This is a genomic window from gamma proteobacterium symbiont of Lampromicra miyakona, from assembly GCF_059730895.1.
In genome coordinates, this window is sequence record NZ_AP035933.1 from 227,246 (window position 1) to 240,859 (window position 13,614).

General features: G+C 61.4%; 14 protein-coding genes. 9 read left to right on the top strand and 5 right to left on the bottom strand.

Translation table 11 applies throughout. The features are described from left to right. The first annotated feature begins 251 nt into the window (after positions 1-251). Entirely contained in the window at positions 252-1,310 is a 1,059-nt protein-coding gene (locus AC6I8P_RS20540; RefSeq protein WP_498031306.1) for an NAD(P)H-dependent flavin oxidoreductase, read from the top strand. 29 nt (positions 1,311-1,339) lie between these two features. On the opposite strand, the gene AC6I8P_RS20545 is transcribed toward AC6I8P_RS20540, so the two are convergent. Beyond that, on the bottom strand, positions 1,340-1,726 hold the full coding sequence (locus tag AC6I8P_RS20545; RefSeq protein WP_021509508.1) for an acyl-CoA thioesterase: 387 nt from the start codon (positions 1,724-1,726) through the stop codon (positions 1,340-1,342). Positions 1,727-2,061: 335 nt separating this feature from the next. Between AC6I8P_RS20545 and AC6I8P_RS20550 the strand changes: the two genes are divergently transcribed. Next, entirely contained in the window at positions 2,062-3,402 is a 1,341-nt protein-coding gene (locus AC6I8P_RS20550; RefSeq protein WP_498031307.1) for an MFS transporter, read from the top strand. Positions 3,403-3,525: 123 nt separating this feature from the next. Here AC6I8P_RS20550 and AC6I8P_RS20555 read toward each other — a convergent pair whose 3' ends face one another. Genes AC6I8P_RS20555 through AC6I8P_RS20570 form a run of 4 tightly spaced genes read right to left on the bottom strand, consistent with a single transcriptional unit; the run spans position 3,526 to position 7,491 of the window. Continuing rightward, complete coding sequence (locus AC6I8P_RS20555; RefSeq protein WP_021509506.1) at positions 3,526-4,893, bottom strand: MFS transporter; 1,368 nt, start codon at positions 4,891-4,893, stop codon at positions 3,526-3,528. A gap of 38 nt (positions 4,894-4,931) precedes the next feature. Next, positions 4,932-5,864: an SMP-30/gluconolactonase/LRE family protein gene (locus AC6I8P_RS20560; protein WP_498031308.1), complete on the bottom strand. Its 933-nt coding sequence runs from the start codon at positions 5,862-5,864 to the stop codon at positions 4,932-4,934. Further along, a complete protein-coding gene (locus tag AC6I8P_RS20565) occupies positions 5,861-6,799 on the bottom strand; it encodes a hydroxyacid dehydrogenase (RefSeq protein WP_498031309.1) in 939 nt (312 codons plus the stop codon). The genes AC6I8P_RS20560 and AC6I8P_RS20565 overlap by 4 nt, the downstream gene beginning before the upstream one ends. Beyond that, positions 6,799-7,491, bottom strand: coding sequence for an RraA family protein (locus tag AC6I8P_RS20570; RefSeq protein WP_058781426.1), 693 nt, complete (start codon positions 7,489-7,491; stop codon positions 6,799-6,801). Before AC6I8P_RS20570 ends, AC6I8P_RS20565 begins: the two co-directional genes overlap by 1 nt. A gap of 170 nt (positions 7,492-7,661) precedes the next feature. Here AC6I8P_RS20570 and AC6I8P_RS20575 point away from each other — a divergent pair, with 170 nt between their 5' ends. From AC6I8P_RS20575 to AC6I8P_RS20605, 7 genes are all read left to right on the top strand, one after another. Next, positions 7,662-8,375, top strand: a complete 714-nt coding sequence (locus tag AC6I8P_RS20575; protein WP_021509502.1) for an IclR family transcriptional regulator — start codon at positions 7,662-7,664, stop codon at positions 8,373-8,375. A gap of 147 nt (positions 8,376-8,522) precedes the next feature. Further along, positions 8,523-8,948 carry a RidA family protein gene (locus AC6I8P_RS20580; RefSeq protein WP_021509501.1) on the top strand — a complete coding sequence of 142 codons (426 nt, stop codon included), beginning with the start codon at positions 8,523-8,525 and terminating at the stop codon, positions 8,946-8,948. A 13-nt stretch (positions 8,949-8,961) separates the two neighbouring features. Then, positions 8,962-9,636, top strand: coding sequence for a DUF1028 domain-containing protein (locus AC6I8P_RS20585; RefSeq protein WP_021509500.1), 675 nt, complete (start codon positions 8,962-8,964; stop codon positions 9,634-9,636). A 15-nt stretch (positions 9,637-9,651) separates the two neighbouring features. After that, positions 9,652-10,803, top strand: a complete 1,152-nt coding sequence (argE, locus tag AC6I8P_RS20590) for an acetylornithine deacetylase (RefSeq protein ID WP_159377757.1) — start codon at positions 9,652-9,654, stop codon at positions 10,801-10,803. 38 nt (positions 10,804-10,841) lie between these two features. Beyond that, positions 10,842-11,984 carry an ABC transporter ATP-binding protein gene (locus AC6I8P_RS20595; RefSeq protein WP_498031310.1) on the top strand — a complete coding sequence of 381 codons (1,143 nt, stop codon included), beginning with the start codon at positions 10,842-10,844 and terminating at the stop codon, positions 11,982-11,984. Between the two features lie 3 nt (positions 11,985-11,987). Then, the gene (locus AC6I8P_RS20600; RefSeq protein ID WP_275029915.1) at positions 11,988-12,995 is read left to right on the top strand and encodes an NAD(P)H-quinone oxidoreductase; all 1,008 of its coding nucleotides are present in this window, start codon (positions 11,988-11,990) and stop codon (positions 12,993-12,995) included. Next, complete coding sequence (locus tag AC6I8P_RS20605; RefSeq protein WP_238562293.1) at positions 12,992-13,606, top strand: glutathione S-transferase; 615 nt, start codon at positions 12,992-12,994, stop codon at positions 13,604-13,606. The genes AC6I8P_RS20600 and AC6I8P_RS20605 overlap by 4 nt, the downstream gene beginning before the upstream one ends. Positions 13,607-13,614 lie beyond the last annotated feature (8 nt).

The following is a 13,614-nucleotide window of genomic DNA, read 5'->3' on the forward strand; positions in this document are numbered from 1 at the left end:
GATGTGCGCAGGTGGGGTGTGTAATGGTGTTACCTGCCTGATGTTGTTACAGCGCAAGCTGAAAGCTGATTTTGCTATGCAACTTTGATTATCGACCGTGGCGTTAAAAATGTGAGAAAAAAGTGATCAACGCCGCGCGTGCGGGTAAGAAAAGTGCCCGGCAGGCTTGTTAAAAGATGCATGTTAAATGTATGTTAATACCCGAGACGTGACGCAATCAACGCCTGATGACGGGTTGGAGAAAAACCACCATGACGACCGCGCTGTGCCAGCTGTTAAAACTGCAGTATCCGCTGATTCAGGCACCGATGGCCGGTGTCGCCACGCCGCAGCTGGCCGCAGCGGTATCCAATGCCGGAGCGCTGGGATCGATTAGCGTCGGCGCGGTGACGCCGCAGCAGGCGGCAGAAATGATTGCCCACACCCAGGCACTGACGCGTGGCCCGATCAACGTCAACGTATTTTGTCACGCGCCGGCAAGGCGGGATGCCGCGCGCGAGGCGGCGTGGATCAGCCGGTTCAGTCCGCAGTTTGCGCAGTACCAGACGGCGCTGCCGCCGGCGCTAACGGAGATCTATCAAAGCTTTTTGCACAATGAGGCGATGCTGACGGTGCTGGAGCAGGCGCGGCCGGCGGCGGTCAGTTTCCATTTCGGCATTCCCGATGCCACGGCCATCGCCCGGCTAAAGCAACGTGACATTGTCACGCTGGCGACCGCCACCAGTCCGCAGGAAGCGCGGGCAATTGCACGCAGCGGTATCGATATCATTGTGGCGCAGGGCTATGAAGCCGGTGGCCATCGCGGCCATTTTGATCCGGGCGCGCCAGACCAGCAGCTTTCGACCGTTGCACTGGTGCAGGCGATTCGTCAGCACACCACGCTGCCGGTGGTGGCAGCGGGCGGCGTGATGGACGGTGCCGGCATCACGACGATGATGAAACTGGGTGCCAGCGGTGTACAGCTCGGTACGGCGTTTGTGCTGTGTCCCGAATCGGCGGCCAGTGCGGCCTATCGTCGCGCGCTGCTGGCAGCTGGCGAGCGTGGCACGGTAATGACGGCGGCGATCTCCGGGCGTCAGGCGCGCTGCGTGCGCAACGCATTTTGTGAATTGTGCTATGACGTAACGCCGGAGGAGATTCCCGACTATCCGCTGACCTATGCGCTGGGAAAAGCCCTGGCGGCAGCGGCAGCAGCGCACGGCGAGGACGGCTTCGGTGCGCAGTGGGCGGGTCAGGGGGTGGCGCGGGTGCGCGCGCTGCCGGCGGCACAGCTGGTGGAGACGCTGGTTGCAGAGTGGCAGCAGGCATAGAGCAGGCTGCTGCCACATAGTGTGTAACGTTACAGGCCGAGCGCGCGCGTTACCGCTTCCGGCATTGAAGGACGCCCATTGGCGAGACAGGTGGCAACAAACGTGGCCTCGGCATACACCACGCCGTCGACCTTGATTTGCTGCACGAAGTTCACGCGATTGCGCTTCTCGTTCTGCTCCAGCGCGCAGGTGACTTCCACCTTATCGCCTTTCACCAGGCTCTTGCGGAAGCGCAGCGTGTACTCCAGCACCATGTAAATCTTGCCCTGACTGAACTCTTCTTCAATGTCGATACCCAGCGCCTCGCGCATGTAAGCGTGGCGCGTCCACTCCATGTAAAACGGGTAGTACAGCCCGTCGACCACGCCCTGAAAATCGATATGGCTTTCATCTACGTCATAGTGCTTTACGAACATTTTTGCATCCTGATAAGCGCGTTACGCGGTGAGGCAATGGGTATACCGCAGAATGACGCCGCGGGTAAACGGCAAGATGTTGCAAATTAATTCCACTGTCGCCTGGCAGAATGAATGCTGGTATTTTCCCGTGCTGCAGCAGAAACTGAAAGCTGCATCACATATCCATAATCAACTGGCTACCTTTTTGTGACAAATCACGCAGCCCGGACACATTTTTCTGCGCAGGGTCGCGCGGCCAAACATAATAGTTTTACTATGTACACGCATGTTGTACAGAGTAAAACAACAACACTGGCCGATTTGCGTTAAGCCATGACTCTGTGAGGAACTCTATGTCTGACAAGATAACCCGCGCGGCCGCTGTGCCCGATATTGAGCAGCAGACCGTAAAACGCGTCATCTGGCGCATTCTGCCGTTCCTGATCGTCTGCTATCTGATCGCCATTATCGATCGCGGCAACATCGGCATGGCGTCCCTGCAAATGAATGAAGACCTCGGGCTGAGCAAAGCGGTGTTTGGCCTGGCAAGCAGCCTGTTTTTTGTTGGCTATTTTCTGTTTGAGGTGCCAAGCAACCTAGCGATGCAGAAGATTGGCGCCAAAATCTGGATTTCGCGCATCATGGTGACCTGGGGCATTGTCTCGGTGTGCACCGCGTTCGTCAGCAGTGCGGAAATGCTGTACGTGCTGCGCTTTCTGTTGGGCGCCGCCGAAGCCGGCTTCTTTCCCGGCGTGATCCTTTATCTGACTTACTGGATTCCGGCGAAATATCGCGCGCGCGTGATTGCGACCTTTATGGTGGCGATCCCGGCAGCCAACTTTATTGGCTCGCCGATCTCGGGCGCAATCCTGACGATGGACGGCTGGTTCGGCCTGCGCGGCTGGCACTGGCTGTTTATCATCGAAGGGTTCCCGGCGATTGTGCTGGGTGTGCTGGCTTTCTTCCTGCTCAGCAACCGTCCGGAAAATGCCCACTGGCTGACCAGCGAACAGCGCAACTGGCTGAGCGGCAAACTGGCTGAAGAGAATGCACAGCGTAAAGCGATTGGTCATATCACGCTGTGGCAGCTGCTGCGCCACAAGCATATCTGGGTGATGGCGCTGATTTACGCCGGCGCGTCGGCAGCGGGTTCGACGCTGAGCGTCTGGTCACCGCAGCTGCTGAAATCATTTGGCCTGGATAACTTCACCACCGGTTTGATGAATGCGATCCCGTATGGTCTGGCATCGATTCTGATGATTGTCTGGGGCCGCAGCTCTGACCGTAGCGGTGAGCGTCGCTGGCACACTGCGCTGACGCTGTTCCTGATTGCCGGTGGACTGCTGGCGGCGTTCCTGACCGATACGGTGGCGGGCAGCGTGGTGATTCTGTCACTGGTGCTGATTGGTGCTTACTCGATGAAAGGGCCGTTCTGGGCGCTGGCCTCGGGCTGGATGTCCTCAACCACCGCAGCGGCCGGTCTGGCTGCTATCGGCGCGATGGCCAACCTGATTGGTGGCGGGCTGATGGTGAACGTTTACGGCATCATCAATGAGAAAACCGGCAGCCATGCGATGGCGATGATTCCTCTGGCGCTGCTGTGTGCGGCGGGCGGCATTGCGGTATTGCTGATGGGACGCAGCAAAAAGCTGCACGTTGAAGCGGAACAGCCGGTGGCCAGCACCGGGAAATAATCTCATGAGCCTGTGCCAGGGAGGGCACGCATCTGGCTCATCACGTCTGACGTTATCCTGCTTTCATCCTTTAAAACATCCGTTTCCCGATGCGCCACAGGCACACCGGGAAACGCGGCGTTATTATCTCTGCTCAGCGCTGCGCTGGCGCCACGGATCTTTCACCATGGCAACCGCCAGTGCGCCAATCATCAGGACTGCCGCCACCGCCAACAGCGCCCACATAAAGCCGCCGGTAGACTGACGCACATAGCCGATCAGCGACGGGCCGAAGAAGCCGCCGAGATTACCAATCGAGACAATCATGGCTAAGCCGCCTGCCGCGGCATTGCCGGTTAAAAAGCCGGAAGGCAGCGCCCAGAACGAGGCCTGAAACGCCAGAATACCGCTGACGGTGCAGCACAGCGCCAGCATTTTGATCACCGGCGCATCGCTCAGCGCGCTGCACATCAGGGCTAAGGCGGCGATCACCAGCGCGCCGCTGATCCAGCGAATACGGTGCGCTGATGCATTAGCGCGGCGCGCCCACAACAGCATGCTCACGGCACCGCAGACATAGGGCAGCGCGGCAAGAAAGCCGGTTGCCGTATGGCTCACACCGAGCTGTTTGATGATCTGCGGCATCCACAGTCCCACGCCGATCGAACCCACAATGCCGCAAAAGTTAATAAACGCCAGCAGATACAGCAGCGGATTGCGCAGCGCGTCGCGCATCTGGGAACCGTGCGTTGCCGCGATTTGCTGCTGCTCATCGGCCAGCCGGCGGCTCAGCAACTGCTGTTCACGCGGCGCCAGCCAGCGCGCTTTCTCCGGCCGGTCGCTCAGCACAAACAGGCACATAACGCCGAGGATTACCGCCGGTAAGCCTTCAATCAACAGCAGCCACTGCCAGTTGCGGATATGCTCATGGCCGGTGATCTGCATCAGCGCGCCGGAAATCGGTGAGCCGATGATATTGGCCACCGGAATGCCGACCAGGAACGCGGCGGTGATTTTGGCGCGCCAGCTGCCAGGGAACCAGTAGGTAAAGAACAGATAGATGCCGGGGGTAAAGCCGGCCTCTGCTACGCCGAGACAGAAGCGCGCAATGGCAAAGCTGACGGGGCCGCTGATGAACGCGGTCGCCATCGAAATCAACCCCCACGAAATCATGATGCGCGCGATCCAGATGCGCGCGCCCACTTTTTGCATGATCAGGTTGCTGGGAATTTCAAACAGGAAATAGCCGATAAAAAACATGCCCGCGCCAAAGCCAAACTGTTCGGCGGTGATGCCGAGATCGGCGTTCATGCCCAGCGCAGCAAAGCTGACGTTGGTGCGGTCAAGGTAGCTGACCACATAGCAGATAAAGATAAACGGCAGAATGCGACGAAAGGCTTTGGCGGCCGCCTGCTCACTGTCCTGGAAATCCTGTTCACTGAGCGTTTCATGGCGGGGTGGCACCGCAGCCGGCTGAGCCGGCGCAGGGCTGGATGTTGAGTGCAGGGTCATAGTAATCTCCGGTGCGTTCGGATGACGCAGAGTTGTAGTCAGAGAAACGAGGTATCGATGGCCGGCAACGCGCGGCCTGGCGTGTTCTGGGTACAGGTCAGGATGCTGCCGCTGACCGATTCGGTGATAAACAGCTGGTTAAGGTCGGCCCCGCCGAAGCACAGGTTGGTGGTGGAGCGACCCAGCGGACTGAGCAGAATCTCTTCCGGTTCAGCCAGATCGTTAAGACGCCAGACGCGCCCCAGGCCGGGATTGGCGATCAGCAGTTCGCCGCGCTGATTGATGGTCAGCCCGTCCGGCCCGCTGGGTCCGTGCGAGGTAAAGAACAGTCCAACTTTGCTCACCGAACCATCCGCCAGCAACGGCACGCGCCACACGCAGTTGCCGCGCGTCATCGCCACGTAGAGGATTTTCTCATCCGGCGACAGCACCAGGCCGTTCGGGCTCGGGCAGTTATCCAGCAGCAGATCCAGCCGGCCATCCGGACTGAGCCGATAGACGCGTCCGCTGGCATCGTGCAGCCCGGTCTGGCCCTGATCGGTGAAATAGAGATTGCCGCGACTGTCAGGCGTTAAATCGTTGACGCCGCGAAAGCTTTCGCTGTTACGCCGCGTCAGCCACGGCGTGATAGTGGCGCTGCTGATTGACAGCTTCATCAGGCCGTTACGGTAATCTGTGATGATCAGCGTGTCCGGATCGGTCAGCTTCATGCCGTTGGGCTCACCTTCATACTGCACCACCAGCTCCCAGTTGCCGCTCATATCAACGCGAAAGATGCGGCCATAGGGAATATCGGTGACATACAGACAGCCGGAGGGATGCCACACCGGGCCTTCAAGAAAGGAGTCGGTAAGCTGGCCGCCGCGATTGGCGGCAGCCCAGACATTGCCGGCGTCCGGCCGGCGGAACGCTTCCGGCAGGCGCGAAAACAGCGTTAACTCGCGCACCTCCGGTACGGTAAGCACGGTCATGATACCGCCTCCTGCTCCTGCAGAACCTGCAACGCGTTGCGCGCGGCACCGGTGCCCATGCGCACGTAAGCATTGTCGCTCACGCCGCCAATGTGCGGCGTAATAATCACGTTGTTAAGCGACTGCCACAGATGCGGTGCAGTCAGCGGCTCGCTGGTGAAGCTGTCCAGCCCGGCGGCACGCAGCGTGCCGTTTTGCAGCGCGGTCGCCACCGCCTGATCGTCAATCAGTCCGCCGCGCGCGGTGTTGACCAGAATCGCGCCAGGCTTAAAACGGGCGAGGGCGGCCGCGTTGATCATCTGGTGATTGCTGTCCGTCAGCGGACAGTGCAGCGACACCACATCGGCACGGCTGTACAGCTCATCCAGTGATTCAACCGCTTCACAGCCAGCCGGCAAGGTTTGCGCATAAGGATCGTAGGCCAGCACCTGCATACCGAAGGCCTGGCCGATGCGCGCCACGCGGCTGCCGATGGCGCCCAGACCGACCAGGCCGAGCGTGCGTCCTTCCAGCTCCAGCGATTTATGCTGCGCTTTATCCCAGTGTCCATCGCGCATCCGGCGGTCCAGCTGCGGCACGGATTTAGCACAGGCGAGGATCAGCGCCCAGGCATGCTCCGACACGGCAGCGGCATTGGCACCCACTGCCGCGCGGACCGCAATCTGGCGTTCCGCCGCTGCCTGCTGATCGATAACGTCAATACCGCTGCCGTGCTTGGAGATCACGCGCAGCGCCGGCGCGGCGTCCATGATGCGCCCGTTGATTTTGCCGTAGCGCACAATGATCGCCTGAGGATTATGGCGCTCACACAGCGCGATCAAATCGGCTTCATGCGGCTGGCGTCCGGCATAAATCAGCTGATAGTCCTGCAGCAGCTCGACGGCTTCAGCAGCCAGGTCGCTGCCGGTGATGAGGATAGTTTTTACGTTGCTCATTACAGAGATTCTCCTTCTGCTAACATACCGGCCGCACGCAGGGCATCTTCCAGCCAGCCCGGACGCAAATCACCCTGCTTAATACCCGCGATGCGGCGCGTTTCGGCGTCCAGCTTCTTCGCCGCCAGGGCAATGATGCGTTCCACATCCTGTTTAGCGATCACCACCACGCCATCGGCATCGCCGACCACCAGGTCGCCCGGCTCAATCGACGCACCGGCCACCGACACCGGATGGTTAACGCGTCCGGGAATACTTTTGGTGGGGCCGCTCGGGTTGAGGCCGGCAGCAAACACCGGATAGCTGCCCTGCGCGAGGGCGTCAGCATCACGCACCGCGCCATCAATGATGATGCCGGCGATGCCGGACGCTTCGGCCTGGGTAGCCATGATTTCACCCAGCAGCGCGCAACTGATGTCGCCTTTGCCGTCCACCACCAGCACATCACCCGGCTGGGCGATAGCCAGCGCTGCGTGAATCGCCAGGTTATCGCCCGGACGCACTTCCACCGTGATGGCCGGCCCGGCGACTTTCATCTGCGGCGACAGCGGCTTAACGCGGCCATGCAGAGTGCCGCGACGACCGGCGACATCGGCCAGAATCGCCGCCTGGAATGCGGCGGCCTGGCTGACGGACAGGGCGCTGACGCGCTCGATGTTGCGGTTGATCAGGTTATTTGCAGAGACAGACATAATTCACCTCGTGGTTTGTTTTACCTGGTACAACAATGTTGTACAATATAAAACAACTATATCGACGATCTGACGCCGCATGCCAGTGTTACGAAGGTGTTTGTGATGTAAACACGATGTGACTCACAGTTTTCAGGTACACTCAGGACGGCACAAATCAGGAGGAAAAAATGGGAAATGAAGGCGTTAATGCGGTGGAGAAGGCGTTGTCGCTGCTGGATTGTTTTAAGCCGGGCGAAGAGAGCCTGTCGCTGACTGCGCTGTCGCAGCTTTCCGGCTATCACAAAACCACTGTCTATCGTCTGATGAACTCGCTGGAAAGGATGGGCTATGTGGTGCGCAGTGACAGCGGGGTCTACACGCTCGGCCCGCGTCTGTTATACCTCGGCAAGCTTTATGAGCAATCATTCCATCTGGCCAGCGTGGTGCAGCCGGAATTGCAGGCACTGGCAACGGCGACCAACGAGAGCGCCAGCTGGTACGTACTGGATAACGGCCAGCGTCTGTGCCTGTTTCGTGCTGAATCGTCTGATGGCCTGCGTCATACGCGCCTGCCGGGGACAATTTTTCCGCTCGATAACTCAGCCATCAGTAAGGTGCTGCGTTTCTGGGGCATGAATGAAAATCTCTTCGATGCGCTGCCGTCGCTGCCAATATTCAGCTCGGGCGCGCGCGATCCGCACATCGCGGCCTTTGCCGTACCGGTATTCGCCGAAAATGACCGGCTGACCGCTGCGCTTGCGCTGACCGGCCCGGTTTCGCGTCTGACGCTGAATCGCAAAGATGAAGAGTTAGGCGTGTTGATGCGCGAAGCGGCTGCACGCCTGTCAGCCAAACTGGGCGCGCGCAAAGCATTTTGTGATGCGGTTTATGCGGCTAAATAAGGCTGCGCATTAATCACTCACCGGCGGGCCAGCTGGCCTGCCGCACTCCTTCGGATTTTTTAAAGCAACACCTCAGTTAATGCTGTTTTCCCTGCTGCGCTAAGCCCGGTATACCTTGCGGAAACCAATTAAACGCTGGCAGGCACCATGAGCACCCATACCCGCATCCGCAAATTCAACACCAAAGATACCTATCCTAATCAGTCGCTGGACAACGACCTGTGTCAGGCCGTGCGCGCCGGCAACACCGTTTACGTGCGTGGTCAGATTGGCACCGACTTCGAAGGCAACCTGGTGGGGCTGGGCGATCCGGCAGCGCAGGCCGAGCAGGCGATGAAAAACGTGAAGCAACTGCTCGAAGAAGCGGGCAGCGACCTGTCGCACATCGTGAAAACCACCACCTACATCATCGACCCGCGCTATCGCGAGCCGGTGTATCAGGTGGTGGGCAAGTGGCTCAAAGGCGTGTTTCCCATCTCCACCGGCCTGGTGATCTCGGGACTGGGCCAGCCGCAGTGGCTGATGGAGATCGACGTGATTGCGGTGATCCCCGACGACTGGCAGCCGCAATAAGGAGCGCCGCATCATGACGTTATCGATTGTTGGACGCTGCGCGCAAACCGGCCAGCTGGGCATCGCGGTCAGCTCGTCGAGTATTGCGGTCGGCGCACGCTGTCCGTGGTTGCGCGCCGGCGTCGGCGCGGTCTCCACGCAGAACATCACGCTGCCGGCGCTGGGCCCGCGCATCCTTGATCGGCTGAGTCAGGGCGAGACGGCGCAGCAGGCGCTGCAGAGCGGCCTTGCCAGCGATGACTTTTTTGATTATCGCCAGCTTACGGTGCTGGCGGCCGACGGCAGCAGTGCCTGCTTCAGTGGAACGCACACGCTGGGGGTGAATCACGCGCTGTGCGGCAGCGACTGCGTAGCGGCCGGTAATTTGCTGGCGAATCCCGAGGTGATTGCGGCGATGGTCAGCGCGTTTACGCAGCAGCCGGGCGAACTGGCCGCACGGTTAATCGCGGCCATGCAGGCCGGGATGGCCGCCGGAGGCGAAGCCGGGCCGGTTCATTCGGCGGCGCTGGCAGTGGTGGGCGAACCGTCGTGGCCGCTGGTTGATCTGCGCGTTGACTGGACGGAGGGCGATCCCATCGCGGAACTTCATCAGCTGTGGCTGGCCTATCAGCCGCAGATGCAGGATTACCTGACGCGCGCGCTCAATCCCACGCTGGCACCCCGTTACGGCGTGCCGGGCGATGAATAAGCGTGAGGAGACGCGATGTTGACCAGCCGTAACCTGCTCGAACATCTGGTGGCTTTCGACACCACCAGCCGCGAATCCAATCTCGCGCTGATCGATTTCTGCTGGCGCTACCTCAGCGGGCTCGGCGTGACCTGTGAACTGATGCACAACGCAGAACGCAGCAAGGCCAATCTCTATGCGCGGCTCGGGCCAGCCGGCAGCGGCGGGGTGATGCTATCGGGCCACAGCGATGTGGTGCCGGTTGATGGCCAGACGTGGACGGTGCCGCCGTTTGCGTTGACCGAACGCGACGGCAAGCTGTACGGACGCGGCACGGCAGACATGAAAGGCTTCCTCGCCTGTATGCTGGCCGCCGTGCCGCATTTTCTCGCCCAGCCGCTGCGTCAGCCGCTGCACCTGGCTATCTCCTATGACGAAGAGGTGGGTTGCCTCGGTGTGCGCTCGCTGGTGGATTCGCTGGCGCAGCGCAGCGATCGACCGGCGATCTGCCTGATTGGTGAGCCGACAGAACTGCGTCCGGTGCTGGGCCACAAAGGCAAGCTGGCGATGCGCTGCGAAGTGCAGGGCGCGGCCTGCCACTCGGCGTACGCGCCGCAGGGCGTCAATGCGATTGAATACGCCGCGAAGCTGATCCAGCGCTTAACCGTCATCGGTGAACGTCTGGCGGCGCCTGAACGACAGGATGCGCGCTTCGATCCGCCATTTACCACCGTGCAAACCGGGGTGATCCACGGCGGACGCGCGCTGAACATCGTGCCTGACGCCTGCAGTTTTGATTTCGAAGTACGCACGCTGCCGCAAGAGGATGCGCAGCAGGTGGCAGACGAGCTGGTGACGTATGCGCAGCAGACGCTGGAGCCGCAGATGCGCGCGGTGCAGCCCGCCAGCGCCATCCGCTTCTCGCCGCTCAGCGCCTATCCAGGGCTGGATACCGCCGCGCACAGTGCCGCGGCACAGCTGATTGCCCGGTTGAGCGACAGCGACAGCTTCGGCACCGTAGCGTTTGGCACTGAAGGCGGACTGTTTGCCGCCGCCGGCATCCCCTGTGTGGTGTGCGGTCCCGGCAGTATGGAGCAGGGCCATAAGCCCGACGAATTTATCACCCTCGCACAGCTGGACGCCTGTGACAGCCTGTTACGCCGGCTGGCGACCTGGATGTGCGAATGAACCCGCGACGAGCCACCCCGTCCGAATCCGGAGATTGTATGGTCAGTGTAGAAGTAACCCCGTTTCCGCAGCCGCTGTCATCGGCACCGCATAAGGCCAACGTGGCGGTGCAGCTGGATGGCGTCCTGAAGCGCTTTGGTGATGCCATCGCGCTGCATAAAATTTCTCTCACCATCCACGAAGGTGAGTTTATTACGCTGCTCGGCCCGTCCGGCTGCGGCAAAACCACGTTGCTGAACCTGATGGCCGGCTTTGCCGAAGCCGACGGCGGTGAGATTTTTATCGATGGCGACCTGGTAACGGAAATCCCGCCCTATCAGCGCGAGATTGGCATCGTGTTTCAGAACTACGCGCTGTTTCCGCACATGACGGTGGAGAAAAACGTCGGCTACGGCTTGCGTATGCGCGGCGTGCCGAAAGCGGAAATCGCCGAGCGGGTCGGGCAGGCGCTGGCGCTGGTGAAGCTGGCGGGTTACGGCCAGCGCAAGCCGCGTGAATTGTCTGGCGGGCAGCAGCAGCGCGTGGCGCTGGCACGCGCGCTGGTGATTCGCCCGAAAGTGTTGCTGCTGGATGAGCCATTCTCCGCGCTGGACAAAAATTTGCGTTTATCCATGCAGGTCGAGCTGAAAGCGATTCAGCGCAAACTCGGCGTGACCACGGTCTTTGTTACCCACGATCAGGGCGAAGCGCTGAGCATGAGCGACCGCGTGGTAGTGATGTCGGCCGGGCACGTGCGCCAGATCGGTCCGCCTGATGAGATCTATCGCCGCCCGCAGGATCCGTTTGTCGCCAGCTTCGTCGGTGACGTGAATATTCTGCCGGGCCGCTACGCCGGCCGTGACACCAGCGCGCTGCTGGAACTGGGCGGCAACACGCTGCGCCTGCCGGCCAAACGGGTGCAGGCCAGCGTCGGCGACCGGCTCGATGTGTATGTGCGTCCGGAAAATGTGCAGCTGGCGCCGCTCGGTCCGCAGGCGCTGCTCAGCGCCACGGTGCTGACGCATGTGTTTCAGGGCGACCACGTTGACGTGCATCTTGATATTCCGGCGCTCGGCAGTGCGTCGCTGTTTGCCCGCCAGTCCGGACTGGAGTCGCTGACGCGCTGGCCGGTCGGCAGCGTGGTGGGGCTGACGTTTGATGACGAGGGCGTTTGCGCCTTCGCCAGCGAGGCACAGGGTTAACGCATGGCAACGGAAACCATGACGGCGATCATCGCCGCGCAGTCGGGTGGTGCAGAGGTGCTGACTGCGGTGCAGCGTCCGGTGCCGCAGCCGGGACCGGGCGAAGTGCTGCTGCGCGTCGTCAGCGCAGGGGTTAACCGGCCTGATATTCTGCAGCGCAACGGCATGCCACCGCCGCCAGGCTGCAGCGATATTCTCGGGCTGGAAGCGGCGGGCGTCATCGTTGCGCTCGGCGCAGGCGTCAGCGAATTGCAGCCGGGCATGGCGGTGATGGCGCTGCTGAGCGGCGGCGGTTATGCACAATACTGCGTGGCGCGCGCCGACCTGTGCCTGCCGGTGCCGGACACGCTGCCGCTCAGCCACGCGGCGGGCTTTCCCGAAGCCGCGTTTACCGTCTGGCACAACCTGTTTGAGCTGGGCCGTCTGATGCCGGGCGACAGCGTGCTGATTCACGGCGCGGCCAGTGGCGTGGGCACGCTGGCGATCCAGTGCGCCCAGGCTTGTGGCGCGCGGGTGATTGCCACCGCCGGCGGTGCGGAAAAAATTGCCGCGCTGCAGCAGCTGGGCGTGTGGCGCGCCATCGATCGCCATAGCGAAGATTTTGTGGCGGTGATTCAGACGCTGACCCGGGAACGCGGCGTGGATGTGGTGCTGGATAACGTCGGCGGCGACTACATTGCGCGCAACCTCAGCGTGCTGGCAGCGGGCGGGCGGCACGTCAGCCTCGCCTTTATGCAGCGGGCCACGGTGGAGATCGATTTACAGTTGATCATGCGCAAAGGCCTAAGCCTGACCTCTTCCACGTTGCGACCGAAAAGCGCGGCGGAAAAAGCGCGTCTGGCGCAGTGCGTGCGCGCCCATCTGCTGCCTTTACTGGCCGCCGGGCGCATCACACCGCAGGTGCATCAGCGATTGCCACTGACGGCCGCCGCGCAGGCGCACCGCATCCTTGAAGCCAATGCGAATATCGGCAAAGTGCTGCTGCTGCCAGATGCGGAGGCCATGCCATGATGGAACTTTATTACGCTTCTACCTCGGCTTACGTGCGAAAAGTGATGGTGTGCGCCCGGCTGCTGGGTCTGGCGCCGGAGATCACCCTGCTGGCGTCGGCGGCGCACCCCGTCGAGCGCGATGCGCGCATTGCCGCGTTTAATCCGCTGGCCAAAGTGCCAGCGCTGCGCACTGAACAGGGGCTATGTTTATACGACAGCCGTGTGATCTGCGAATACCTTAACCACCGCGCCGCGGGCCAGTTGCTGCCGGCAGACGGCGAGGCGCGCTGGCTGTGCCTTACGCGCCAGGCGCTGGGTGATGGGCTGCTGGACGCCGCGCTGCTGGCGCGCTACGAAACCAGCGCCCGCCCGCTGGAAAAGCAGTGGTCAGCGTGGCGCGATGCGCAGCTGACCAAAGTGGCGGCTGCGCTGGCGGCCATTGAGCAGCAGGCGGAGGCGTTCAGCCGCACGCCTGACGATCTCGGGCTGATCGCCATCGGCTGCGGATTGGGCTACCTCGACTTCCGTTTTGCTGAACTCAACTGGCGCGCCACGCATCCGCAGAGCGCCGCCTGGTTTGCCCTTTTTGACGCGCACCCGGCAATGGCCGCGACGCGCCCGCACCTGTAACGGAGCCG